Source organism: Brevundimonas sp. GW821-FHT10E09, assembly GCF_058809375.1.
Genome location: NZ_JBXASO010000003.1, coordinates 216,836 through 241,680 on the forward strand (window position 1 = coordinate 216,836; position 24,845 = coordinate 241,680).

General features: G+C 66.8%; 24 protein-coding genes. 10 read left to right on the forward strand and 14 right to left on the reverse strand.

All coding sequences use genetic code 11. From position 1 onward, the window contains the following. Positions 1 to 148 precede the first annotated feature (148 nt). Positions 149 to 1,534: an alkaline phosphatase PhoX gene (locus tag AC1RSI_RS04460; protein WP_008264151.1), complete on the forward strand. Its 1,386-nt coding sequence runs from the start codon at positions 149 to 151 to the stop codon at positions 1,532 to 1,534. Here the strand turns inward: AC1RSI_RS04460 and AC1RSI_RS04465 are convergent. Beyond that, on the reverse strand, positions 1,503 to 2,603 hold the full coding sequence (locus AC1RSI_RS04465; protein WP_008259416.1) for a COX15/CtaA family protein: 1,101 nt from the start codon (positions 2,601 to 2,603) through the stop codon (positions 1,503 to 1,505). The two genes, AC1RSI_RS04460 and AC1RSI_RS04465, sit on opposite strands and share 32 nt — an antisense overlap. A 135-nt stretch (positions 2,604 to 2,738) precedes the next feature. On the opposite strand from AC1RSI_RS04465, the gene AC1RSI_RS04470 reads away from it, so the two are divergent. The 3 genes from AC1RSI_RS04470 to AC1RSI_RS04480 all read left to right on the forward strand — a co-directional run bounded on the left by AC1RSI_RS04470 (position 2,739) and on the right by AC1RSI_RS04480 (position 5,363). Continuing rightward, a complete protein-coding gene (locus AC1RSI_RS04470; RefSeq protein WP_008260584.1) occupies positions 2,739 to 2,990 on the forward strand; it encodes a hypothetical protein in 252 nt (83 codons plus the stop codon). Next, a complete protein-coding gene (locus AC1RSI_RS04475) occupies positions 2,990 to 3,184 on the forward strand; it encodes a DUF2842 domain-containing protein (protein ID WP_035310276.1) in 195 nt (64 codons plus the stop codon). The genes AC1RSI_RS04470 and AC1RSI_RS04475 overlap by 1 nt, the downstream gene beginning before the upstream one ends. A 148-nt stretch (positions 3,185 to 3,332) precedes the next feature. Beyond that, positions 3,333 to 5,363 (forward strand): TonB-dependent receptor, encoded by a 2,031-nt coding sequence (locus AC1RSI_RS04480; protein ID WP_154725412.1) that lies wholly within the window; start codon positions 3,333 to 3,335, stop codon positions 5,361 to 5,363. Positions 5,364 to 5,425: 62 nt separating this feature from the next. On the opposite strand, the gene AC1RSI_RS04485 is transcribed toward AC1RSI_RS04480, so the two are convergent. Beyond that, the gene (locus tag AC1RSI_RS04485; protein ID WP_154725413.1) at positions 5,426 to 7,414 is read right to left on the reverse strand and encodes a phosphocholine-specific phospholipase C; all 1,989 of its coding nucleotides are present in this window, start codon (positions 7,412 to 7,414) and stop codon (positions 5,426 to 5,428) included. A gap of 187 nt (positions 7,415 to 7,601) precedes the next feature. Then, a complete protein-coding gene (locus AC1RSI_RS04490; RefSeq protein WP_154725414.1) occupies positions 7,602 to 8,219 on the reverse strand; it encodes a helix-turn-helix transcriptional regulator in 618 nt (205 codons plus the stop codon). Positions 8,220 to 8,339: 120 nt separating this feature from the next. Between AC1RSI_RS04490 and AC1RSI_RS04495 the strand changes: the two genes are divergently transcribed. After that, entirely contained in the window at positions 8,340 to 9,491 is a 1,152-nt protein-coding gene (locus AC1RSI_RS04495) for a helix-turn-helix domain-containing protein (protein WP_492322661.1), read from the forward strand. 80 nt (positions 9,492 to 9,571) lie between these two features. After that, positions 9,572 to 10,006 carry a hypothetical protein gene (locus AC1RSI_RS04500; RefSeq protein ID WP_154725416.1) on the forward strand — a complete coding sequence of 145 codons (435 nt, stop codon included), beginning with the start codon at positions 9,572 to 9,574 and terminating at the stop codon, positions 10,004 to 10,006. Here the strand turns inward: AC1RSI_RS04500 and AC1RSI_RS04505 are convergent. The 7 genes from AC1RSI_RS04505 to AC1RSI_RS04535 all read right to left on the reverse strand — a co-directional run bounded on the left by AC1RSI_RS04505 (position 10,003) and on the right by AC1RSI_RS04535 (position 18,175). Next, positions 10,003 to 10,953, reverse strand: coding sequence for a hypothetical protein (locus AC1RSI_RS04505; protein WP_154725417.1), 951 nt, complete (start codon positions 10,951 to 10,953; stop codon positions 10,003 to 10,005). The two genes, AC1RSI_RS04500 and AC1RSI_RS04505, sit on opposite strands and share 4 nt — an antisense overlap. Continuing rightward, the gene (locus tag AC1RSI_RS04510) at positions 10,950 to 13,376 is read right to left on the reverse strand and encodes a fimbria/pilus outer membrane usher protein (protein WP_154725418.1); all 2,427 of its coding nucleotides are present in this window, start codon (positions 13,374 to 13,376) and stop codon (positions 10,950 to 10,952) included. The genes AC1RSI_RS04505 and AC1RSI_RS04510 overlap by 4 nt, the downstream gene beginning before the upstream one ends. A 4-nt stretch (positions 13,377 to 13,380) precedes the next feature. Next, positions 13,381 to 14,148 (reverse strand): fimbrial biogenesis chaperone, encoded by a 768-nt coding sequence (locus AC1RSI_RS04515; protein WP_008260166.1) that lies wholly within the window; start codon positions 14,146 to 14,148, stop codon positions 13,381 to 13,383. A 104-nt stretch (positions 14,149 to 14,252) separates the two neighbouring features. Continuing rightward, positions 14,253 to 14,873: a hypothetical protein gene (locus AC1RSI_RS04520; protein WP_035309562.1), complete on the reverse strand. Its 621-nt coding sequence runs from the start codon at positions 14,871 to 14,873 to the stop codon at positions 14,253 to 14,255. A 148-nt stretch (positions 14,874 to 15,021) separates the two neighbouring features. After that, positions 15,022 to 15,612, reverse strand: a complete 591-nt coding sequence (locus tag AC1RSI_RS04525; RefSeq protein ID WP_154725420.1) for a hypothetical protein — start codon at positions 15,610 to 15,612, stop codon at positions 15,022 to 15,024. Positions 15,613 to 15,783: 171 nt separating this feature from the next. Next, positions 15,784 to 17,058: an MFS transporter gene (locus AC1RSI_RS04530; protein WP_492322662.1), complete on the reverse strand. Its 1,275-nt coding sequence runs from the start codon at positions 17,056 to 17,058 to the stop codon at positions 15,784 to 15,786. Positions 17,059 to 17,338: 280 nt separating this feature from the next. Then, complete coding sequence (locus AC1RSI_RS04535; RefSeq protein ID WP_008263982.1) at positions 17,339 to 18,175, reverse strand: NAD(P)H-hydrate dehydratase; 837 nt, start codon at positions 18,173 to 18,175, stop codon at positions 17,339 to 17,341. Positions 18,176 to 18,289: 114 nt separating this feature from the next. On the opposite strand from AC1RSI_RS04535, the gene AC1RSI_RS04540 reads away from it, so the two are divergent. From AC1RSI_RS04540 to AC1RSI_RS04550, 3 genes are all read left to right on the forward strand, one after another. Further along, on the forward strand, positions 18,290 to 18,628 hold the full coding sequence (locus AC1RSI_RS04540; RefSeq protein WP_008261682.1) for a P-II family nitrogen regulator: 339 nt from the start codon (positions 18,290 to 18,292) through the stop codon (positions 18,626 to 18,628). Positions 18,629 to 18,716: 88 nt separating this feature from the next. Beyond that, positions 18,717 to 20,123: a type I glutamate--ammonia ligase gene (glnA, locus tag AC1RSI_RS04545; protein WP_008258959.1), complete on the forward strand. Its 1,407-nt coding sequence runs from the start codon at positions 18,717 to 18,719 to the stop codon at positions 20,121 to 20,123. A 154-nt stretch (positions 20,124 to 20,277) separates the two neighbouring features. Continuing rightward, positions 20,278 to 21,132 carry a DUF6065 family protein gene (locus tag AC1RSI_RS04550; RefSeq protein ID WP_008259569.1) on the forward strand — a complete coding sequence of 285 codons (855 nt, stop codon included), beginning with the start codon at positions 20,278 to 20,280 and terminating at the stop codon, positions 21,130 to 21,132. Between the two features lie 11 nt (positions 21,133 to 21,143). Here AC1RSI_RS04550 and tatC read toward each other — a convergent pair whose 3' ends face one another. From tatC to AC1RSI_RS04565, 3 genes are read right to left on the reverse strand one after another with little or no spacing between them, the layout of a single operon-like run. Beyond that, a complete protein-coding gene (gene tatC, locus AC1RSI_RS04555) occupies positions 21,144 to 22,037 on the reverse strand; it encodes a twin-arginine translocase subunit TatC (RefSeq protein ID WP_008258703.1) in 894 nt (297 codons plus the stop codon). Then, positions 22,034 to 22,627 carry a Sec-independent protein translocase protein TatB gene (gene tatB, locus AC1RSI_RS04560; protein WP_040349571.1) on the reverse strand — a complete coding sequence of 198 codons (594 nt, stop codon included), beginning with the start codon at positions 22,625 to 22,627 and terminating at the stop codon, positions 22,034 to 22,036. Before tatB ends, tatC begins: the two co-directional genes overlap by 4 nt. 23 nt (positions 22,628 to 22,650) lie before the next feature. Then, the gene (locus AC1RSI_RS04565) at positions 22,651 to 22,869 is read right to left on the reverse strand and encodes a twin-arginine translocase TatA/TatE family subunit (protein ID WP_035308509.1); all 219 of its coding nucleotides are present in this window, start codon (positions 22,867 to 22,869) and stop codon (positions 22,651 to 22,653) included. Positions 22,870 to 22,976: 107 nt separating this feature from the next. Between AC1RSI_RS04565 and rnhA the strand changes: the two genes are divergently transcribed. Beyond that, positions 22,977 to 23,429 (forward strand): ribonuclease HI, encoded by a 453-nt coding sequence (rnhA, locus tag AC1RSI_RS04570; RefSeq protein ID WP_035308508.1) that lies wholly within the window; start codon positions 22,977 to 22,979, stop codon positions 23,427 to 23,429. On the opposite strand, the gene AC1RSI_RS04575 is transcribed toward rnhA, so the two are convergent. Next, positions 23,426 to 24,835, reverse strand: coding sequence for an MFS transporter (locus tag AC1RSI_RS04575; protein WP_291751627.1), 1,410 nt, complete (start codon positions 24,833 to 24,835; stop codon positions 23,426 to 23,428). The genes rnhA and AC1RSI_RS04575 overlap by 4 nt on opposite strands. Positions 24,836 to 24,845 lie beyond the last annotated feature (10 nt).

The window sequence follows — 24,845 nt, forward strand, 5'->3', positions numbered from 1 at the left end:
CGCAAACTACTGTTTTGAAGCGATATTCTATATACGGTATTAAAATACCCGTCGAAACGAGCCGTCTCTCCGTTACAAATTAACGGCGTTCGTCATCAAACCATAGCCATTTGCAGTCATCGGGGACCAAACCCTTCGGAGCCTCCTTATGAATCTTCACCGTCGCGGCCTGATCGCCTCGAGCGCCGCCCTCGCCTTTGCAGGACTGGCCCGCCACGCCTCCGCCCAGACCGCCGGCGAAGAAACCTATGTCAACGAGGTTCACGGCTATGGCCCGCTGATCACCGATCCGAACCGACTGCTCGATCTGCCCGAGGGCTTCTCCTACCAAGTGGTGGTCCAAGGCGGCGACACCATGGACGACGGACTGTTCGTGCCGGGTCAACCCGACGGCATGGCCTGTTTCCCGCTGGAAGGATCTAGGGTCGCCCTGGTGGTCAATCACGAGCTGAAGGGTTCTTCCGGCCTGCACCGCAATCTGGGCCCAGGCGGTCTGCATGAAGAACGTCTCGGTCTGCTGGATGCGGCCAAGGCCTATGACACCTACAAGGACGGCCGCCCCCTGCCCGGCGGATGCTCCACAATCATCTATGATCTTCAAACCCGCCAGAAGGTCAGCCAGCACCTGACCCTGGCCGGCACCTCGACCAACTGCTGCGGCGGCCCGACGCCCTGGGGCAGCTGGCTCAGCTGCGAGGAAACCCTTGAAACGCCGGCCGACGCGGACGTGGCCAAGAACCACGGCTGGGTGTTCGAAGTGCCGGCGACAGCCACCGGCCTGGTGGATCCCGTGCCGCTGAAGGCCATGGGCCGGTTCGATCACGAGGCCGTCTGCATCGATCCGCGCACCGGCATGGTCTATCTGACCGAGGACGATCACACCGGCCTCTTCTACCGCTTCATTCCCAACACGCCCGGCGAACTGGTCCGGGGCGGCAAGCTTCAGGCCCTGGCCTGGAAGGGCGTCCCCGCGGCGGACACCCGCAACCATGACGCCCGCACGTGGGAGGTCGGCGACTGGCGCGAGATCGAATGGATCGACCTGGACGACGTCGAATCCCCGAACGGCGACCTGGCCAAACGCGGCCACGCCGCGGGCGCGGCCCTGGTGGCGCGCGGCGAAGGCGTGTGGTGGGGCGACAATGAAATGTACTTCACCGCCACCTCGGGCGGGCCGATCCATCGCGGCCAGGTCATGCGGCTGGTTCCGGGCCTGAACGGCGCCGCGGATAGGCTCCAGTTGTTCGTGGAAAGCACGGACCTGAAGACCATGAACATGGCCGACAATATCACCGTCGCGCCGTGGGGCCATCTGATCCTGTGCGAGGACAACTACTCCACCGACGTCCGCAACCACCTGAAGGGCGTCACCCCGGACGGCAAGGTCTATACGATCGGGCGCAACGTCTTCACCGGCAACTCCGAGTTCGCGGGCGCCTGTTTCTCGCCCGACGGCGAGGTGCTGTTCGTCAACATCATGTACCCGGGCATGACCCTGGCGATCAGAGGCCCATGGTCCTCGGTCCGGACATGAAAATCCGGGGCTGAGCCCGCAGCACCAGCCAAAGGTTCGCCGTCGCCACAGCCAGGACGACGGCGGCCCCGGCCTGGTGCAGCACGCCCAGCCATACCGGCACGGCGTGCATCAGGGTGACGATCCCCAGCACGGCCTGAAGCCAGACCACGGCGGCCAGGACAAAGGCCGCCAGCCCCATTCCTTCGGCCACGCGCCAGCGCCAGGCCTGGAAGGCGTAGATGCTGACGGCGATCAGCAGCCCATAGGCCACAAGCCGGTGATTGAACTGAATCAGGGCCTTGTCATGCAGGAAGGCCCCGGCGCCCAGGCTCCAGTCGGCCGGCGGCAGGATCGCCCCGTCCATCAGCGGCCAGTCGGTATAGACCAGTCCCGCGTGACCGCCCGCGACCAGGGCGCCCAGCAGACACTGGACGAAGACCACGCCCAGCAGAATCCCGGCACCGCGCGCCCATCCGCCCGGCGCGCGCCCGTGATCCTCGCCGTTCCAGGCCTCAAGCCCGGTCCAGATCAGGGCGGCGAACAGAACGAAGGCCAGGCCCAGGTGGGTCGCCAGACGCTCGGGCGCGACGCTGACCCGCTCCGACAGGCCGCTGGACACCATCCACCAGCCGATCAGCCCCTGAAGCCCGCCCAGGGCCAGCAGCAACACGCAGCGCCAGATCAGCCGGTCGGGCATGGCCCATTGCCGCAGGACCGAACGCTGCGGCGACATCCTGCACGCCAGGAAGAAGACCAGCGGCAGGGCGAACACCAGGCCGACCACACGCCCGATCAGGCGGTGCAGCCATTCCCACCAGAAGATGCCCTGGAATTCGCCCAGGCTCATGCCGGCGTTGATCTGGGCGTACTGGGGAATCTGTTTGTACTTGTCGAAGGCCTCGGCCCACTGGGCGTCGTTCAGCGGCGGAACCGCGCCCATGATGGGCTGCCATTCCGTGATCGACAGACCCGATCCGGTCAGGCGGGTGATGCCGCCGACCACCACCATCAGGAAGACGACGGCCGCCGTGGCGAACAGCCACACGGCGACGGCGCGATTGCGATCTGGATTTCCGAAACGGTTCATTCGACGCCCGACACTGACCCGGATATGGTGTCGCGCTCGACCGTGACCAAATCGCGACCGTGGCGGTATGCCCGCCCGACGCGACAAGATCGAGTCGGATTGAGTTAACGGCGCTGACGCCGCAGGAGATCAGGGTTGGAATACGCCGACATCGTCGCCGCCGTGCTGGGCGGACTTCTGCTGGCCTGGATCGCCGATCTGCTCACCGGCCGCCGTGGCTTTGGCGGAACCAGCCTGGTGTCCGGCGTGGGCCTGGCCTGCGGCTGGTTCCTGGCGGTGCGGGTTTTCGCCGTCAGCACCATGGACAGCTGGGCCTGGGTGCCCTGGGCCCTGATCGGCTCCGGCGTCTGCCTGGTCGCCTTCTTCCTGTTCCGGAACAAGCGCTGATGCCGCCCCGTGCGCGCCGATTCGTCGCGGCGGTCGGCGTGCTGGCCTTTTTGATCTTCTGGGTCTGGGGCCTGATCGCCCTGCGCGGGCTTCTGCCAGCCTCCCCCTGGATCGACTTCCTGTTCTTCGGCGTCGGCGGCACAGCCTGGGGCCTGCCGCTCATTCCCCTGTTGAAGTGGGCCGAGCGGGGCTGACCCTTCATGGGACCTGACCGTTCCAGGTCACCGATCACAGTCTCCCATCCGCCACAGGCCTTGAGGATGAAACGCGCGGGGTTGCGACAGTCTTGACCAAGTGTGATGTTATCTCATAACTACATCACCCTCCGGTGAAAGATTTCTCATGCGTCTGACTTCCTCCTCCCGCTCCTTGCTGCTTGGAGCCGCCGCCTCCGCCTTGCTCGCGGGCGCCGCTTCGGCCCAGACCGCCCCCAAGCCCGTCGATCTTGACGACATCATCGTCACCGGCGCGCCCTATGGCATAAGCCAGCGCGCCACGACGATCGCCACAGACGTGATCGACGCCCAGACCCTGGCCACCGCGCCGGCCGTGTCTCTGGGCGATCTGGTCAGCACTCGCCCCGGCATCCGTTCGACCGACTTCGCCCCCGGCGCGAGCCGCCCGGTCATTCGCGGTCTCTCCGGCCCCCGCGTGCAGGTGTTGACCAACGGCATCGGCTTGATCGACGCCAGCTCGGTCTCGCCCGACCACGCCGTAGCCACCGACCCGGCCGAGGCCAGCCGCATCGAAATCATCCGCGGGCCGGCGACGCTGGTGTATGGCGGATCGGCCATCGGCGGCGTGGTCAATGTCATCGACGAACGCATCCCCACGTCCATTCCCGAGGGCGGGATGTCAGGCGTCGTCTCCACCCAGGCGTCCAGCGTCGACGACGGCCGCAGCGCGTTCGGCCGCGTCACCCTCGGCAGCGGCAATTTCGCCTTCAACATCGATGGCGTGAAGCGCAAGTCGGACGATTACGACATTCCCGCCCCGGCCCTGTCCGCCCGCAAGGCCGCAGCCGACGGCGTGGAACGGGGCGAAGGCGGATCCCAGCCCAACAGTTATTCGGATCTGGAGGCCTGGGGCGTCGGCGGTTCCTATATCGGCGACAAGGGATTCCTGGGCGCCTCCTACAAGAATACCGATAGTGAATACGGCACGGTCGCCGAGGAGACCGTCTTCATCAAGCTGAACCAGGAACGCTATGATGTTCGGGGCGAATATCGCTTCGACGACGGCCCCTTCTCGGCCTTGCGCGGATCCTACGGCCACGCGGACTACACCCACACCGAGTTTGAGGATGTCGGCGAGCCCGGCACGGTCTTCAACTCGGACGGCTGGGAAGGCCGCGCCGACCTGGTGCAACGCACGCGCGGCGACTGGAACGGCGCGGTCGGGGTGCAATCCCTTTCGCGCAACTTCCAGGCCATCGGCGAGGAAGCCTTCGTTCCGACGACCGACATCGACGAACTGGGCGTCTACACGGTCCAGCGTCTGGACCGCCAGGGTTACGGCTTCGAGGGCGGCCTGCGTTATGATCGTCGCGAACTGAGCGCCACGCCGATCGGCGAAGACCGCCAGGTGGATCGCACGTTCGACAACTGGTCGGCCTCGGCCGCCGCCTTCCTGCGGCCCGCGCCCGGCCTGTTCCTGGGCCTGAGCCTGGCGCACAACGAACGCGCGCCCAGCGAGGTGGAGCTTTTCGCCGACGGGGTGCACATCGCCACCGCCGCCTACGAGACCGGCGACGTCAATCTGAACAGCGAAAAGGTCAATACGCTCGAAGCCACGGCGCACTATGATCGCGGACGGTTCACGGGCGACCTGCACGTCTACCACTCGTGGTACGACGGTTTCATCGACGAGCGGGCCACCGGCGAAACCTTCCTGTTCGAGGAAGAGAACGAGGAATTCCCGGTCTATCAGTTCGTCCAGACCGACGCCCGCTTCTATGGTTTCGAGGCCGAAGGCTCCTACACGGCCTGGCAGAACGGCGACCGCAAACTGTCGCTGGAAGCCGCCGCCGACTTTGTCCACGCCCAGACGGACCTGGGTCCGGCAGCGCGTATTCCGCCCTATTCCCTGACCGGCCGCGTCGCCTGGACCTCCACGCCGTTCGACGCCAGCGTCGAGGTGCGCCATGTCGGGGAACAGGACCGGGTCGCGAACGAATACGAACTGCCGACCGACGACTACACCCTGCTGAACCTGGCCGCCGCCTGGCGTCCGCTGACGGATCGAAACGTCACCGTCTTCGCCGAGGCGCGCAACCTGACCGACGAGGAAGCCCGCGAACACGTCTCCTTCCTCAAGGACATCGCGCCTCTGCCGGGCCGCAACCTGCGGGTCGGCGTCGCCTACCGCTTCTGATCCGGGCGGAAACCATGTCGGGGCGGCGTCGCATCAGCGCGCCGCCCCTTTTTTTGTATTGATCACCCGCGCCCGGCGAACTCGCTTCGCCAACCCGCAGCTTCGACCGCAATATCATAGCGATGGTTGGCGTCGTCCCAGGCGAGATCCATCCGGTGTTCGCCGTCGACGGCGAGGGATCGAACGCCTGCGCCGGCCGTCACCTCCGCCTCGCCCCTGCCTGTCAGGACCAGAACAGGCGCCGCGCCGCGCCAGTCCAGCCGCGCCGACACGACTTCGTCCCCCGCGCCGACGAACCGTCGGTGAAAGCCGTCCGGCCCCATGACCTGCAGATCGACGCCGCCGGCCGTGCTCCAGTCGTCCTGAAGCCGTTGGCCGCCTTCGACCGTATAGCGGCGCGGCCCGGCCTCCAGGTTCATCCGGTCATAGACATGAAAGACCGCTGTGCGGTTGCCCGTGTTGACGAAGCTCAACCGCACCCGGTCGCCCGCCGTCTCGCGCTCGCATTCCAGGGCGTAGACGCCGGGACAGGCCGGGCGGAAGCCGGCGACCTGGTGCGGGCGTGTCGGTTCGGCGGGAGTCGGCGGGGTGGTGCGGCCGTCCAGGGCGGCGGCACGCGCCGCGTCTGCCTGGGTCGCCGGCAGAGGCACGGGCCGGGCGTCCACGCCGGAGAAGTCGAGGCAGGACGTCAGGTCGCCGCACACTGCGCGCCGCCAGGGCGAGATATTGGGCTCCATGACCCCGAAACGGGCCTCCAGGAACCGGATCACCGAGGTGTGGTCGAACACCTCGGAATTGACCCGACCGCCCCGGCTCCAGGGCGACAGCACATACATGGGCACCCGCGGCCCCAGACCGTAGGGACGGCCGCGGTATTCCGGCAGGTCCAGACGCGCGTCGGCGGGGCTGGCCTGAAGGTGATATTCGCCCGCCAGATCGACGGTCGAGCCGCCCTTCAGTCCGCCCGCCGCATCGCGCGACGGCGGCGCCGGCGGCGGCACATGGTCGAAGAAGCCGTCGTTCTCGTCGAAATTGACCAGCAGGACCGTGCGCGCCCAGACCTCGGGGTCGGCGGTCAGGGCGTCGATCACCTGGGCCGTATAGTCGGCGCCCTGGGCCGGGCTGGACGGGCCGGGGTGTTCCGAGCCGCTGGCGGTGGCGATGACATAGGACACCTGCGGCAGACGTCCGGCCAGGACATCGGCCTTCAGCCCGTCCAGCGCCCGCGTGGTCAGGCCGCGCTCGACCAGGGCCGGGTCGGACCCCGGCGCCCCGGCCACCGCCTTCTGGAAGGCTTCGAACCCGACCAGGGGGTTGTCGGTGAAGTTGTCGGCCATGTCCTGATAGATGCGCCAGTCGATCCCCGCCGCCTGCAGCCGCTCGACATAGGTGGTCCAGCGATAGGGCTCCATGGCCTCGCCCTCGCCCGGCAGGGTGTCGTGCGAATTGCCGATACAGGGACCGCCGCGCTCGCCTGACCCGTCGTTACAACCCGACCACAGCATGACCCGGTTCGGGTTCGTGCCGGTCTGAAGCGAACAGAAATAGGCGTCGCACAGGGTGAAGGCGTCGGCCATGGCGTACTGGAACGGAATGTCGGCGCGCTCATAATAGCCCATCGAATGGGCGTGCTTGGCCTCGGGCCAGCGGCCCATCCGCCCATCGTCCCAGGCCGCCTGGGCGTCGGGCCAACTGTGCGGCGTGCCCTCGACCCGCATATGGGCGAAGGTCTGACGCGTGTTCAACGGGAAGGGCGCCAGCCAAGCCGGCCCCTCGCCGCCGCCGTCATGTTGAAGCAGCACGTCGCGCGCGCGGCCGTCGAGGCTGGGCGCCGGGGCCGGATGAGGATCGGAGAAGCCCCGCACACCGTTCATCGTGCCGAAATAATGATCGAAGGAGCGGTTCTCCTGCATCAGGATGACCACATGATCGACGTCCTGGATCGTACCCGTCCGCACCTTCGGCGCGATGCTCAGGGCCCGCGCCAGCGAGGGAAAGGCGGCGGCGGCGGTCAGGCCGGCCAACAGGCCGCGGCGGTCGATCTTGGGCATGGGTGATCCCCGTTTAACTTGGAACGGTCGAACCCGCCTGCTTGAAATACGTGCGGTTCAGGCGAGCGTGAAGACGACAGCGCCGTCATCAGCGCTGCTTCCGCCGGGCTTAGAACTCGACTGTGACAATCAACACCATGCGCCGGCTCACGAGGATGCGCCGCTCAGCTCCAAGGCGGCGCGACGATCAACCCTTGAGCCGGTAGGGCGCGACAGCAGCGAACAGTTGCTCGCGATTGCTCACTCCGATTTTCAAATAGGAACGCCGGACGTGCGTCCGTGCGGTCTCGACGCTGATGCCGAGATCTTCGGACAGGGTCTTGATATTGGCGCCGCCGACCAGAAGCTTGATCAGACGATCCTCCGACGGCGTCAGGCCGAAGATCACGCCCATGTTCGCCCACAGGCCTTGATCCTCGTCCTGGGCGATCGGGAAAAGCTGAACGGCGATCACCTCGGTCTCGTCGACCCTTTCCACGCGCATGAGAAGCGACCGGTGGTGATCGCCGACCATGTGGATCTCGGGGGCTCCGTCGAGACTGTAGACGAACCGGCGGAACTGTTCCGCCGCCGCCTTGCCCCGGACCACCAGTTTGCCGCCGCTGAGCGCGAGTTCATCAGACGCATCGACGAGGCGGATGGCTGCGGCGTTCGCATCCAGCACCTCCAGGGTCTGTGCGGAAAGGAAAAGGCAGGCGATGGCGTGGTTGGCGAACCAACGGGACAGGTGAAGAGAGGGAGCCTCATCCTCCCGTCCCGTGGCGCCTGCCAGCGCAACGAGCCGAGAAGTCATCGGGAGCGACATGGTTTACCAGAGATTAATAGTCTGGCTTGGCTATAAGTACGCCCCATCCCCAAGTGTGGGTATTGCGCCCTTGATCTCACGATTGAGACTGGAGGATCGGATTCGCTTCGTCTGCTGAGGATGGCGCCAATCCTGCATCACCATCTCGCCGAGATCAGGATAGTCAGTGCCGCGTACCAAACAGGGATTCATTTCCCCGCTTTTCATCTTGCCCGTTGGGCGCACAGTATCGCTCTCGACAGACCGCACGCGGAGCCCCCGACGGGCCAACGCCGGATCATGATCGAAAGCTTCAGCTTTTCGACGCAAGGCCTGACGCCGCCCGAAGCCGCCGAAACCTATCGCAACCTCTATGACGGCGGCGCGGACGTGGTCTCAAGCGGACAGGCCGTGTCTGCTGAGGTCACGGCTCATCGCCTGGATCGTCTCATCCTGTTTGATCGCCGGCTGACGGGCGTCGGGCACGCCCGTCCGGCGCAGCGCGTCGGTCTCAACGGCTTTTCCCATTTCGTCGTTCATCTGGTGGTCGAGGGCGTTCTCGTCGCCAGCGAGGTCAGCGGTTTCGAACAGGCCCGCCCGGGCGACCTGGTGCTTCAGGATCTTCGCCGACAGACCCGAACCACGATCCCGGATGGACGTCTGATCACGGTCAGCGTGGCCCGTGATCTGATCGAGGCTGCGGCCGGCGCCGCCAACGGCCTGCATGGCCGGGTGCTGGACCCCGATCAGGCCGGTCTGCTGGGGGACTATCTTCTTTCCTTGTGTCGCCGGGCCGGCGCGCTCGAGCATGATGCACTTCCGACGGTATCCCGGACCTTTGTGGATCTGCTGGGGCTCGCCATCGGTCCGACAGGCGGCGGCGCCACGGCTTCGAAACGGCGGATGGAATTTGATCGCCGCGAGGCCATCCAGAGGATCATCGAGCAAGGTCTCGGCGATCCCGGGCTCAATGCCGGCGTCATCGCCAGGGAGACCGGCGTTTCCAGGGCCACGCTATACCGGCTGCTCGCGCCCCACGGCGGCGTCGACAGTTTCATTCAAAGCCGGCGGCTGGCGGCGGTTCGCACCACGCTGGATCGCTCGGACGACACCACGCCGCTCGCCGAACTGGCGCTCCGATACGCCTTCCGCAACGAAGCGGACATGCGCAGCCGTTTCCGCGCCCGCTTCGGCCTATCCCCTGCCGCCTACCGCCAGATGGTCGATGACCCGACGCGTCGCCTGGAGACGATCAAACGGCGCTGGGCGTCCTGGATGGTCGAGGTAAGGTAAACAGGCGTTGACCACGCCGGTTAAAGTGACTTTCAGGCGGAGCGGATAAATGTGAAGCCTCGCTCCTGGAAGGACGCCTGATGGTTTCGCGCTCTGACATTCTGAAAACGGCCACGCTTGCAGCGGCCGTCTCCCTGCTGGGCGTCGCCCCTGCCCTCGCCGGCGGGGTTTCGATCGGCATTCGAGCGACAGCTCGAACCATCTGCCGGGTCGAGGTCGGCGCGGCCGTCATCCCCGCCTTCGAAACCGGCGAAACCGGCCTGGGCCGAATGACCGAGCTCTGCAACAACGTCGAGGGTTATCGCCTGATCCTCAACCATCCCGTCGGCCTGGTCGACGCCTTCGCCGTGGTCGACGGCCAGCGTGTGCCGCTCTCCTCGACGGCCACCCAGACGGTCATCATCGACAGCAATCAGCCGGCGTTCCGCCAGCGCGACCTCGGCATCATCCTGTCGTCGCCTCAGGACGCCATGAGCCTGAGCCTCCGGGCCGAAGCCAAGGGCATGATCTTCTAGATCGAACAGCCGGCGCCGGGCGACAGCCCGAGCCGCGGAGAAAACGTCAGGGTGACCACGTCGCTGTAGGCGCCGGCGGGCTGGGACGAAATATCGTCGCCATTGACCGTGACCTGCAGCGGATGGCTGCGGCCAGAGGGCGCCGGCGTGCGGTCGCACACAAGCGCCGCCCCCGCCTCGACCGGAATTCCGCCCAGACGCATCGAATAGCGCAGGCCGGCGGCATCCGCGTCGCCACGACGCAGCACGCCCCATTTCGACGACACGCTCAACTCGTAGGGCGAGGTCGACTGCGCGGTCACGACCACGGTTCCGCTGGAGGACTGATCGGGATTCAGGACGCCCAGGTCGATCTCGCCCCGTCGCATGCCTGCGGATCCGATAAAGGCCGAAATCATGTCCGGCGTCTCCAGGTCCAGCGCGACCCGGCCGGCCTGCTGAATCTCCGCCGCGTCGAGCCGCTCCTCGCCCGAGTAGCAGACGTAACGAACCTCGAGCGGTTCGTAATAGTCTCCCGATCCGACAGACTGGCCGGCCGGCGCCATCAGCCGGAAACTCTCGTTGACGACGTCGCCCGCAGGCCCGGCCTTGAAGCTGACCACGGCGCCATTGGTCGCATTGGGCTGTTCTGCGCCGCTGAAAAACACCGGCCGGGAAGAGTCACGCGCCCATTCGACATCGTAACCCTGTGGCCCGCCCGCCCCGAACTGCGAACGACCGCCCCGGGGGTCAGGGTCGACCAGGATGAAGCGGACGGCCGTCACGGAGGGATCGGTCCGGCTGACCCGGATGTTGAATGCATGATTGATCGGCGCACCCGAGAACGGATCGTAGCGAACGGACAGGCCCGTTCCCTGCGACTCGAACCCTGCGCATCCGGCCTGTGCGGCGGCGGGCGCGAACATCAGGGCGAGCGCGGCGAGACCGGTCGGCAAAACGATCTTCATGGGCGGGGCTCCGGTGTGATGACGCCCAGACGGACCAGGCCGTCCGCGCCAGCGGGAATGACGATCATATAGGTCTGCGCGCCGTCGACCCCGGCCTCGATCCGCCAACGGCCCGGCCGAAGGCCCTGAACGGCGAAGCGGCCGGAGTTGTTCGTGAACATGCGCACGCCGGGTTGATCCGGTCGCGCCATCTCATAGGCCGTGCCGACCAGGAGTTTCAGCGGCGCGCCGTCCGCCTGGACAAGCTGGCCGGTGGCCGAGACCGAATAGTCCGAACCGACGGTGATCAGATAGCCGGAACGGTAGGGCGGCAGCAGTTGCACCGAGCCGGCGCCAATGTCGTAGCCGGTAGGCGCATCCGGCACGTCGAACATCACCGTGCGCGGCGAATAGGCGCTGAGTTCAGGCGTCACGGCCCCGCCCAGCCGACCGGACCGCGCGGTGTAGTTCCCCTCGCGGGGCTCCACATAGACTTGGGAGTCGTTCAGGCTGGCGTGCGGCGCGAACAGGGCGAAACTGTCGTAGATCGGACGCGACACGGCCATCTTGCCGTCCGCATAGACCAGCGCGCCCCCGGCCCGGAATGAAGTCCGCTGATCCGAGATTTCGCCGCTGTCGGCGTTGAACGACGTCAGATGGGACCCGCCGATTTCGGCGCGGTTCAGCAGGGCTGTGAACGACCCGTTGACCCCGGCCGCGTCTTCGGACGTGTCCAGGTTCGCCGCCGCGCTCCAGGAGCCGACGCCCCGTCCGCGCGAGGTCTGGTACCCGACACGCGCCCGATTGCGGCGACTGTCGACCTCCGCCGTCGCGCTGGCGTAGGAGCCCATGCGATAGGTGAGGCCAAACCGGATGCCGGTCTCGGTGCGGTTCTGACGCTTCTCGAAATTCGCCTCGGCATTGAACAGCAGCCGGCCGCTGGCGCGCCAGCCGTAGCTTGCGCGGGCCGACGCCTGGTCTTCTCGTGCGCCCCGCCCCACGGAATAGAAGACGTCCGCCGAAACATACTGGGTCGTGCCGATCGACTGCGAATAGGTGACCCCGGCCTCATAGGCGAAGGGATTGTCCGCCAGTTCGACGCCGGGCGTGGCGAAGGATTCGCTGATGGTTTGGACCGTGGCGTTCAAGGAACGGGCGCTGCTTCGGTCGGCGCCGAAAACGCGTTCGAAGCTGAGGTTCAACGCATAGCCTTCGCCGATATCGGCGATGGACGATCCAGCCAGATTCATGCCGATCGTGCCGATCGGCGCCGCCCAGACGATTTCACCGCCCACCACGCCGCCGCGTGCGCTGGCCTGGAAGTTGGCGCCCGCCGTCAGATCGTCGGTCAGGCCGCGCCGATAAAAGCCCGACCCGGCCGCGTCCCCCGAGTATTTCCGGCCGCCCTGGTCGAAGTCGGTTCGCGTGCCCGCGTAGAAGCCGAATTCCGTCAAGCCGGCCGCAAGCAGGCTTCGGTCGAAGAAGATGGAGAAGGAGAAGACGCTTTCGACGCCCGCATCGTCGCGGATCACCAGCCGCACGTCATTGCCGCCCTGGGCGAAGGGAAAGTCGCTGACGTCGTAGGAGCCGGGGTTCAGCCGCGTCTGCTGAACCGAACGGCCGTTTATGAACACCTCCACCGTCGAAGGCCGTACCAGGGTGAAGGACCGCTGGCCCCTCGGCTGGATGTTCCGTTGGGGATCGAGATCGGCGTAGACCCGCTCCAGCGACAGGCCCGCGATAGGGCTGGCCCCCGAAAAACCCCGCGCCTGGGGTCTCAGATCACCGGCCGTCCAGCGCCCGGTGCGTGCGACGTCGTCGTAGACCAGACGCGTACCCTCGCGGATGAACGAATCCTCCAGGGTCGCTTCGTTCTCGAGGACGACCCCCCGGAATCGGACCGCGCTGTCGATCAGCAGGCTGGGCGTGCCGAAGCCGGTGTCTTCGCCCACATGTACATAGTCGGTCGTCAGATAGGTGGTCACATAGGCCGAAAGGTTTGCGGGCTTGGCCACGGGCCCGCGAAACTGTTCACGTCCCCCCGAAATGCTCAGGCTGGTTCTGGGCCGCACATCAGGGCTGATCGACAGCGTCAGACCGAAGGTGGCCGGATCATAGGCGATCGGAAAGCCGAGGTCCGTCAGTTCGACGGTCGAGACCCGCTGCCGGCCCGCCAGGGCGCTGGCCAGCGCCTGCCAGGAGGCCGGCGAAATCACGGGCTGAAGCAGGTCCAGAAGCGGATCGACGTCCACCTGGATACGCGCGTCGGCGGTCAGCAGGTAAGAAATCTCGCCCAGGATGAAAGGGCCGTCCTTCAGCGGTCCGCCCAGGTAGACGTCGCGGCCGGAAGGGTTCAGCGCCGGCGACGGGGGTGCGGTCTGGATCACCTCGAACGCCGCCTCTGACGCGGCGGAATAATAGGAAGGCGGTTGAGCGTCGATCACACGATCACCGATCCTGAACCGGCGTCAGTTCGACCGTCACCGCGCCATTCGGCTGCGGCAGGCGAATATTGATCGGCAGCCGGCGCGTGGCGCCCGAAGGCACCAGGCCCAGGCCCATCAGCTGCTGCAGTTGCTCGGGCTCCCAGGATTCGCGCAGGATTTCGTCGCCGTTCGGCGCGCGCTGCACCAGGGTCAGACGGTTCTTGCCGACATAGCCGTAGGTGTTGCCGGAGTTGCTGACCATGAGCACAGGGCGGCCGACGCCGTCCTCGCCCGTCTCGATCGCCACCGATTGGACCGCGAGGGCGGACACGGCTCCGGGCGCGCCGACGCTGACCAGAACCTTGAAATTATACAGCACCTGAATCGCGTTCTGGTTTTCAGGCAGCACGACAGGCAACTGGGCGACCGTGACGAAGAAGTGCTGGCTGGCCTGGATCTCGGGGTCGCCGACCCACTGAATCCGGAACGCCTGGGACTGGCCCGGCTCCACGGTGGCCTGGGCCGGGAAGACCAGAAGGTCTTCGGCCTCGACATCGGTTTCGCGCAATTCGCCGTCGACGACGTCCAACCGGCGGGCGGTCAGTTCGACGGGAACTGTGGTGGAAAAAGTATTCTGGAGCGTCAGCACCGTCGAGGTGCGCCGGCCAGAAGACAGGAGATCGATGATCACCGGCTGAACATTCAACGCCGTGGCGGGAATGCCCGAGGCCAGCAAGGCCGCAGCAGTTAGAAGGACTCCGACGAGGCGTCGGGCGGCGGCGGGCATCATGGGAAACTACCTGGTGGATCCAAAGGGGGTCGGACCGGCCCTGTGCGGGGGGACCGGTCCGACGGACGCCGACGCCCCGTGGGAACGTCGGCGCTTATTGGGGCTTAGGCGCCCGGAGCAACGGTCACATTGACCGAGCCGGTGTAGGCGCCAGCGGCCAGCCTACGGTCGGTGTTGGAACCCCAGTTGGTCGCGATGTCGCTCGAACCGCCCGACGTCGCCACAGCGCCGCCGTTCGACGCCGCTTGGGCGAAACGAACGTGGGTGTTGCTGTCGCTCAGGCTGACGTGGCCGCCGAAGCGCTGGGCCACGTTCGAGGCGCCGGCGGTGCTGGTGGTGTCCAGGGCCAGGCCGTTGATCGTGGTGTCCAGGTTGTAGCGGATGAACTGGGCGAAGCCGCCCTCGGTCAGGCCGTTGCCGGTGGCGCCGGTGCGGGCCAGAACGGCGCGGTCGACGGTGACCGAGTTGTTCACGCCGTTGCAGAAGGCGATGATGCGGGCGCCGTTCAGGGCGTCTGCGATTTCAGTGGTCACGCCGCTGCGGACCTTGGCTTCCGAGTCGGTCAGGTCGCCGGCCAGGGTCACGGTGGTGGCTTGAGCCGAGACGCCGCACTTGGCGGCGACCGAGGCGTTGATCGCGACGGATTGGCTGTCTTGAGCCGAGGCGGCGCCGGCGGCGGTCAGGGCGATAGCAGCGGCCGAGGCCGCGAAAACGATACGCTTCATAGGGTAGTCTCCGTCTTGGATTGAGCGCCGGAGAAGCCCGGCGTGTTTTCGAGCGGGCGGAAGGCCCGTCGAGGGCTCCGTCGCCCGCGATATGCGGTCGACGAATTCGATAGGGCGCGATGCGCCGATCCGGCCGAGGGCGTGCGCATCAGGCGCGCGCTCCGACGACCAGAGTGATGGTGTCGCTGTAGTCGCCCGCGGCGAGGCGCTGGTTCAGCGTGGACTGGTCCGGCCAGTCTATGGTCAGGGTCACGCCGCCCGGCGCCGCGATGCCTGAGCCAGAGCCCAGGCCCCTGCCCGGCTGGTCCGATGCGAAGTCGCAGTTTCCACCGGCCACGATCTGGTCGGACAGGCAGCGACCGCTGCGCACGTCGCCGTCGCTGGTTTCCAGCGTCAGCCGTACGCCATAGCTCTTGTCGAAGGCGTATCCCGACCCGTCGGGTGCGCCGGTGGTGTTGACCAGACGGCCCTTCTCGCCCCGAACGCCGACGGCGAAAGGCGTGTTGCAGTCGAGCGGCAGAGAGACGCTGAAGGTCTGGGCTGTCTCAAGATCCGGGGTGAAGCCGCGCAGAGGCGGCGGCGCAATCCGGCTGAAACCACACCGACCTGGAATGACGGCTGAGACGGTGATGTCCACGCCGGCGTCCTGCGCGGCGGCAGGCGCTGCGGATCCGAGGACGCCGAGGATCGCCAGACCCAGGGCGGCGCCACCGGCTGGGTATCGCGCACGGCGGCGCATCCACGTCGGCTCACCGCCGACATTCGCGTGCTGGATAGCGTGCAATGCCCGTCCCCCCGCGGCGCCCTGGGTTCGGGCGTCTCGCTGACCGGACTGTTGCAGTTAAGAAAACATTAAGCGTCGCCAGATTTGGGTATATCGCTGTGGGCGATATAATTTTCCTCAGCGTTTTTATGTATTTCGCCTGATTGGGGAATTAAACGCCACCGGCATTCGAGGGGGTTCAGACCCGAAACCAGGGGCATTTGGGCCGGAAATCCAGCGCCGGCCTTGCCAGAGCGCCAGGGGAATCATGACCGCAGCTACAACCATGACGACACACGCCAGGCTGGTCGCAAGACCGAACCGCGTATCGATATTCCGGTCGCTGACCACGCCGGTGACCCACGGCCCCAGTCCGACGCCGACAACGGACACGGCGGCCAGAAAGATGGCGTTCACCCCGCTGCGGATCGGATCAGGCGTCAGCGGCTGCAATCCGATCAGCGCGGACGCGGCGGCCATGCCGCTGCTCGCGACCAGCAGACTCAGGCATGCAAGCGTCATCGGCAGCCAGGTCGTGGTCATCAATCCGAAGGCGGCGAGCACCGAAACGGCCAAGGCGCCTGCCATGACCGGCGCAGGTCCCGACGCCTTCATGCGTTCGAGCCCCAACAGCCATCCGGCCGTCAAATGGCCCGCAGGGGCCGCGACCAGCACCACGCCGCCGATCGCGATCGCGGCGTGACCGCTGCTGAGGTCATGCGCGCGCGCAAGGATGGACGGCATCCAGGCGCCCGCCGCCTGAATCGACAGCACGCACCCGGCGCTTGCCCCCATAAGCCCGAACACCGCTCGTCCGTCCCCGGCGAGCCAGCTGACGGCCGTGCGCAGGCCCCGCGTCGGTTCCGCCGAAACCATCCGACGCCCCCGCGCCTTCCAGAGAAGGCCGCCGATCAGGCCGAGGTTGAGCAGGATCGGAATCAGGGAGGCCGAGCGCCAGGGTGAAAGGCCCGCCACGGTCTGCCCTCCGACCAGCAACAGAATTGCGCCCATCAGAAAGAAGCTGCCGCTTCGTCCGGCGGCCGACCCGCTCGTGAACATGGAAACGGCGCGCGCGCGCCCCATGCCGACGCTCGACGACCCAAGGATCATAAGAGCGGCAGGTGCAAAGGCGGCCTGGCCGACCCCCAGCACCATCCGCGCCGCCATCAGGGCTTCATAACTCGACGCCAGAGCGAAGGCCGCGCCGCCGACCGTCCAGACGGCCACGCAAAGCGCCATCAGCCGGAAGGGCTCGATCCGCCGCCCCCAGTGCCCCGCCGCCAGCATGGCCGCCGCATAGGTCAGGGCGAAGGCCGGGCCCTGCAGAGCGCCGATCTGGCGGTCCGTCAGGTCGAACTCGCCCTTCAGCGCTCCAGCGACGACAGACGGCACAGCGCGATCCACAAAGGCCGCGAACTGCACAGACGCCAGAAGCAACACTGTGCCCAGCCCGACCTTCGACGACGCAGCGAGCGCCGACTGGCCGGGCCGCAGGACCGCCCCCGAGGCAAAACTCATATGTAATACAGACCCTTTTCACCTCAGGGGGTCTGCAATAGGCGCTGCAGGCGTCTTCCGATAGTCCCGTTTTGAAACAGCCCGCAGTCCAGGCCTGGCGGTCGCGCAGGCTCCAGATGCGCGTTCCACAATGGGATCGCAGGGGTTTTCAGAATTCGTCAGGGGCAGGACGTCCGCGACGCCCTTACCCTTGGCGAACAGCCATCCACAACGCCCTGAGCGAGACCGGCGAGGTCTCGCTCAGGTCCTCGGCGATCAGGCCCGGTCCGAATCGGTCGGCGGCGTCGGCGTGGATCCACACGGCGGCGCAGGCGGCGTCGAAACTGTCCATGCGCTGGGCCATCAGACCGCCGATCATCCCGGACAGGACGTCGCCGGTTCCTGCTGTGGCCAGCCAGGGCGACCCGTTGCGATTGATGCGAAGACGACCGTCTGGGGCGGCGATGACGGTCTCGGCGCCCTTTAGCACCACGACGGCCTGGGCGCGCTCCGCCGCCTCGGCTGCGGCGGCCACTCGCCCCCTGTGAAGAAGACCCGGGAAGAGGCGTTCGAACTCACCCTCGTGCGGGGTGAGAACATCATCGCGGTCCAGCAGGGCGAACAGTTCGGCGCTGCGCCCCTTGAACACCGACAGGCCGTCGGCGTCGATCACCAGGGCGGCGCCGCTGGACGCCAGGGCCTGGATATTGGCCACGGTCGCCTCGTCCAGACCCGCCGCCGGGCCCACCACGACCGCGTCCATCTCCTCGACCTCGCGCGCCAGGGCCTCGGCCGAGGCGAAGGGGGTCAGCATGACGGCCTCGATGGCGGGGGCGATCACAGCGACCGCGTCGGGGGGGCAGTAGATACGCACCACCCCGGCCCCGATCCGCAGTCCGGCCCGCGCCGCCAGCCGCGCCGCCCCGGTCTGGTGCGCCCGACCCGAGACGACCCCAAGGCGCCCCCGCGCATGCTTGTGCGTTTCCGCGCCCGGCCACGGAAGAAAATTGCGCCAGATCGCCGGGTCGTTGGTTTCTATCATCCGGGCTCCGAATATCCGTGATTTTTCTGCGAAAACCGCTTGCTTTGAACGGCCTTGATGTGTCCCATTCCCGCCCGAGCGCCGCTGCATTCCGCACGCCGCTCAGGGGTCGCCATGAAGAAGATTGAAGCCATCATCAAGCCTTTCAAGCTGGATGACGTCAAAGAGGCGCTCCAGGACGTCGGCGTGCAAGGCATGACTGTGTTGGAGGCCAAGGGATATGGCCGCCAGAAGGGTCATTCGGAGCTGTATCGCGGCGCCGAATACGTCATCGACTTCCTGCCCAAGATCAAGATCGAGGTGGTCGTCGCCGACGATCTCGCCCCTGCGGTCGTCGAGGCCATTCAGACCTCGGCCCGCACCGGCAAGATCGGCGACGGCAAGATTTTCGTGTCCGACGTCGCCGAGGTGATCCGTATCCGCACCGGCGAGACCGGGGCCCAGGCCGTCTGAGTTCGCGTACCCCTCCTCCGGCGGCCGGCGCGTCCATGCGCTGATCGATCGGTTCCTCCCCAACGACCAAGAAACAGGACTTCCGAGAATGAGCGCCAGCAAAATCCTCAAGGAGATCAAGGAGAAGGACGTCAAATATGTCGACGTTCGCTTCACCGACACCCGCGGCAAGCTGCAGCACGTCACCTTCGACATCGACCTGGTCGATGAGGACTTCCTGAACGAAGGCACGATGTTCGACGGCTCGTCCATCGCCGGCTGGAAGGCCATCAACGAGTCCGACATGCTGCTGAAGCCGGACCTGACCACGGCCTATATCGACCCGTTCTACCAGCAGACCACGATGTTCCTGTTCTGCGACGTGCTGAACCCGGACACCGGCGAACCCTACAACCGCGACAGCCGCTCGATGGCCAAGAAGGCCCTGTCCTATGTCCAGTCCTCGGGCGTGGGCGACATGGTCTATTTCGGCCCGGAAGCCGAGTTCTTCATCTTCGACGACGTGCGCTGGTCGACCCAGCCGCACAACACCTCCTATTCGTATGATTCGACCGAGCTGCCGGCCAACACCGGCGCCGAATACACCGAGGGCAACATGGGCCACCGCCCTGGGCCCAAGGGCGGCTATTTCCCGGTCAACCCGGTCGATTCCGGCCAGGACCTGCGCGGCGAAATGCTGGGCGTCATGCGCGACCTGGGCCTCCAGCCCGAGAAGCACCACCACGAGGTGGCCCCGGCCCAGCACGAACTGGGTCTGAAATTCTCGGACCTGCTGACCATGGCCGACCGGCTGCAGCTCTATAAGTACGTGATCCACAACGTCGCCGCCGCCTACGGCAAGTCGGCGACCTTCATGGCCAAGCCGATGTTCGCCGACAACGGTTCGGGCATGCACGTCCACATGTCGATCTGGAAGGACGGCAAGCCCCAGTTCGCCGGCGACAAATACGCCGGCCTGTCGCAGGAATGCCTGTGGTACATCGGCGGCATCATCAAGCACGCCAAGGCCATCAACGCCTTCGCCAACTCGACCACCAACAGCTACAAGCGTCTGGTCCCCGGCTACGAAGCCCCGGTGAAACTGGCCTATTCGGCCCGCAACCGTTCGGCCTCGATCCGCATCCCGCACGTGTCGTCGCCGAAGGCCAAGCGTCTGGAAGCCCGCTTCCCCGACCCGATGGGCAACCCCTATCTGACCTTCGTCGCCTTGCTGATGGCGGGTCTGGACGGGATCGAGAACCGCATCGATCCGGGCGCGCCCGCCGACAAGAACCTGTACGACCTGCCGCCGGAAGAGCGCGGCTCGATCCCCGAGGTCTCCGGCTCGCTGCGCGAAGCCCTCGAGAACCTCGACAAGGACCGCGCCTTCCTCAAGAAGGGCGGCGTCATGGATGACGACTTCATCGACAGCTATATCGAGCTGAAGATGGAAGAGGTGATGCGCCTGCAACTGCACCCGCACCCCGTCGAATTCGACATGTACTACAGCTGCTGATCCCTTCAGCAGTCTGACTTCAGGAAAGCCCCGGACGGTCCGCCGTCCGGGGCTTTTCTTTTCCGTGCGTCACGCGGCCGGCCCAGACGCGGCCGGCTTACACGCCGCCGGCGCCCATGCCATAAGGCCGCATCGGCGGCATACGAGGCTCGAAATGGTCAAGCGTCTCAAGGGGTCTGTTCCCGCGCGTCCCAAGGGCGCCCCGGTCCGCGCGGCCGAAACCGAACTGGTCTGCTATGTGCGCGAGGGCTGGGCCCCGCGTGTGGCGCCGGCCTCGCCCAGGCGCGACTGGATGACCGAAACGCCCGACAGTTTCGCCTATCGCTGCCTGCCCCTCGCCATCGCCAACACCCACGGCTGGGAGATGCTCAGCCCCTGCGGCTTCAAGGCCCGCTGGCATGGCGGCGTCGACGCCAGCTCGGTCGAGATCGTGCTTGATCCCGGCTCGGACCCGCAGCGGGGTCCGGTCTCCCTGTTCGGCAGCGGGACCCTGACCTTCCACGTCGACGGCATCATGCGCACCTCGGAAGGCTGGAACCTGTGGGTCGGCGGCCCGCCCAACGCCATGAAGGACGGCATCGCCCCGATGGGCGGGGTGATCGAGACGGACTGGTCGCCCTACACCTTCACCATGAACTGGCGCTTCACCCGCCCCGACGTCTGGATCCGGTTCGAGGAAAACGAGCCCTTCTGCTTCTTCTTCCCCACCCCGCGCGGCGTGCTGGACAGGCTGAAGCCGGAGTTGCGGCCGATGGAGGACCAGCCCGAGATGCTGCAGACCTTCGACGCCTGGCGAGCCTCGCGGCTGGCCTTCCAGGAGTGGGTCAAGAAGACCAAGCCCACGGCCCCCGCCGATCAATGGCAGAAACTCTACTATCGCGGACTGCATCCGGAGGGCCATGCCGGGCCGGCCGACCATGAGTCCAAGCTCAGACTGTCGCCCTTCCGCCAGACCGGCTCACGACGGGTCTGCCCCGTCGATCACGCGGACGGCAAGAAGCGGGGCTAGAGCGACGGGGCTCAGGCCGAGGCCAGCCCGTCCTCGTCATCCGCCTTCCTGCGGCGCAGTTCGATCAGCCGCACGCACCAGATCGAGACCTCGTAGAGGATGACCAGGGGCACGGCGAGCATCAGTTGGCTGATGGGGTCCGGCGGCGTCACCACGGCGGCGACCACCACCACGGCGACGATCGCATAGCGCCGCCCGGCCGCCATGGCCTTGGAACTGATCATGCCGGCGAGACCCAGCAGGGTCGTCACGACCGGCAACTGGAAGCACAGGCCAAAGGCGAGCAGCAGCGAGGTCACCAGGCTCAGATAGTCCGAAATCTTCGTTGTCTGGGCCACGGAAATCCCGTCGCTGACCACCTGCTGACCCAGCGAGAACAGCATGACGAAGGGCAGCATGACATAATAGACCAACGCCCCGCCCAGGCAGAACATCACCGGCGCCGCGATCAGGAACGGCAGGAAGGCGCCCCGCTCGTTTCGGTACAGGCCCGGCGCCACGAACCGGTACATCTGCCAGGCGATGACCGGGAAGGTCAGGACCGCCGCGCCGAAGGCCGCGATCTTCATCTTGGTGAACAGCTGCTCCAGCGGCGCGGTGGCGATCAGCTGCACCACGGCGGCGCTGCCGGGCGGATAGGGGCGCAGACCGGTCATGGTCGCGATCAGCTCGAGCGGGTTGGCGTGTCCGCCGGACGCCAGGGCCGCCGCATGAATGGCCGCCGCCGCCTGATAGGGTTTGATCAGGGCGATCTGGATCTGGTTGGCGAAGGCGAAACACAGGATGAAGCCCAGGCCGAAGGCGATCACGCAGATCAGCAACCGGCTGCGGAGCTCGATCAGGTGGTCCATCAGCGGCGCGCGCGACGCCTCGATCTCGGCCTCGTCACGATCGGAAAAAGTCAAAGCTCGACGGCCTTCTTGCGCGGGGTCCGGGGCTTGGCGGGCGTCTTGGTCGCGGGGATCGTGGCCGTGGACGCGGCCTTCGGCTTCGCCTTCGGTCGCGGCTTGGGCTTAGTCTCGGCCGTTGCCGATCCGGCGGACTTGGCGGCGGTCTTCGCCGTCGCGCGCTTCGTCTTGGACTCAATCGTCGGCGTCGGCTCAACGAGCGGCGGGGCATCGGGCCATTCGTCGGCTGCGGGCGTCATGATCGGCGCCTCGGCGGTCGGCGCCGGCAGGGCGGCCGGCGCGCCCGGCCCGGTCAGGCCGGCGTTGATGTCCTTGAAGGCCGCATCGGCGTCTGCGCCCAGGGGATACATGGCCCCCTGCCCGCTCCGCAGCGCCTCGACCTCCTTGCGCAGGTCGTCCAGTTCGGACTGACGCGCCATCTCGTCGAAACTTGAGCGGAATTCGTTGGCCATGGCGCGCGCCTTGGCGACCATCTGGCCGACGCGACGCATCAGAACAGGCAAATCCTTTGGCCCCACCACAAGCAGGGCCACCAGGCCGATCACCACTAATTCGAAGCCCCCGATACCGGGGCCGAGCCCGCCCATGCGTCAGCCCTTACAGACGACGACTAGCGCTTCAGCTCTTCCTTTTCCGCCTCAGTGCGGGGCAGCGAGCTGACGCCGTCGTGCGGGCCGTCCTTCTTGTCGTCGTCCTTCAGGCCGTCCTTGAAGGCGCGGATGCCCTTGGCGGCGTCGCCCATGATGCCGGACAGCTTGCCGCGTCCACCGAACAGGACGGCGACGACGACAATGACGATGGCCCAGTGCCAGATGCTCATGGAGCCCATGGCTCGTTCTCCTCACGCGGACCGATCATCGATCCCGTCACTTATCTTCAGCGCATATAGGCGCAGTGATGGCCCCGCGCCAAGGGAGGCTGTAGGTCTTCGCGACCATGAGTCCCACCGATCACGTCATCATCCACACCGACGGCGCCTGCAAGGGCAATCCCGGCCCCGGCGGCTGGGGCGCCCTGCTCCAGACCGGGGGCGGCCACGAAAAGGAATTGTGGGGCGGCGAGCCCAACACGACCAACAACCGCATGGAGCTGATGGCCGCCATCATGGCGCTGGAGGCGCTGAAACGGCCGTGCAGGGTCGAGCTTCACACCGACAGCAAATACGTCATGCAGGGCATCACCGAATGGATGCGCGGCTGGAAGGCGCGCGGCTGGCTGACCGCCGACAAGAAGCCGGTCAAGAACGCCGACCTGTGGCAGCGTCTGGACGCCGCCCGGCTGAAGCACGACGTCAGATGGCGCTGGGTCAAGGGCCACGCTGGGCACGAACTGAACGAACGCGCCGACCAGCTGGCGAATCGCGGGGTCGCCGACCTCAGGCGCGTCTAGACCGCCTCGACCTCCTTCTCCGGCTCGGCGATGCGGCGTCGGATGCGCGATCCGCTCATCACCGCGCCGAACAGGGCCGCGACGGCGGCCAGCTCGAAGCCGTGACGCACGCCCGAGACCGGGGCCGCCGACAGCAGGAAGGCGACCACGACCGCCCCCATCGACTGGCCCAGCACCCGCGCCGTGCCCAGGGCGCCGCCCGCCGCCCCGGCCCGCTCACGCGGAGCCTCCGACAGCAGGGCGCGGTTGTTGGGCGACTGGAAGAAGCCGAACCCGGCCCCGCACAGGGCCATGCGCCAGATGATGTCGAACCGCGACGAATCCCCGTCGAGGAAGCTCAGCGCCATCAGACCGCAGGCGAACAGGCTCAAGCCGACGGCGCCCAGTATCCCGGCCGAGTACCGGTCCGACAGCCACCCGGCCAGCGGTGCGGCGAACATGGTCGCCAGCGGCCAGGGCGTCATCAACAGCCCGGTCTCCACCGCGCTCAGCCCCAGCGAGCCCTGCAGGAAGAACGGCAAGGAGATGAAGGCCATCATCTGGGCGGTGAAGGAGATGATGGAGGTGGCGACCGACAGGGCGAACATCGGCCGCGCCAGCAGGTCCAGCGGGATCAGCGGCGTCTTGCTGGGCCTCTCATGCCGCACCAGCAGCACCCCGGCCGCCAGCCCGAGCCCCGTCAGGCCGAAGCCCAGGATCGAAGCCTCGCCGTGGGCCAGGGCCTGCATCCCCGTGATGACGAGGCCGAAGGCCGCCGCGCTCAGCGCCGCCCCGGTCAGGTTCAGCCTGCGCTTCTGCAACGGGTTGTGCGGCAGGGTGAAGCCCGCCATCGACACCGCCAGAACCCCCAGCGGAATGTTCAGGGCGAACAGCCAGCGCCATTCGCCGAGGCTCAGCACGGCGCTGGCGATGGTCGGGCCGGCGGCGGCGGCCATGGAGACGATCACCGCGTTGATCCCGACCGCCCGGCCCAGCATCCGCTGCGGATAGGTGAAGCGCACCAGGGCGCCGTTGACGCTCATGATCCCCGCCGCCCCGAACCCCTGCAGCACCCGGGCCAGGCTCAGGGTCAGGATCGAATCGGACAGGGCGCAGGCCAGGGAGGCCAGGGTGAAAACCGCCAGCCCCACCTGCGACACCCGACGATAGCCGACGATCTCGCCCAGCGACGCCAGCGGCAGAAGCGCGACCACGATGGCGATCTGATAGGCGTTGACGATCCAGATGGACGCGGCCTCCGACGCCTGGAGATCCCGGGCGATGGACGGCAGGGCGACATTGGCGATGGCGCCGTCCAGGACGGCGAGGGTGATGCCCAGGCCGATGGAGACGATGGCCCAGTAGCGCCTCGGAACCGGCAGTCCATCCTGGGCCGGGACGACGGAGGCGATACGGCTGTCTGACATCAGCGTCGAA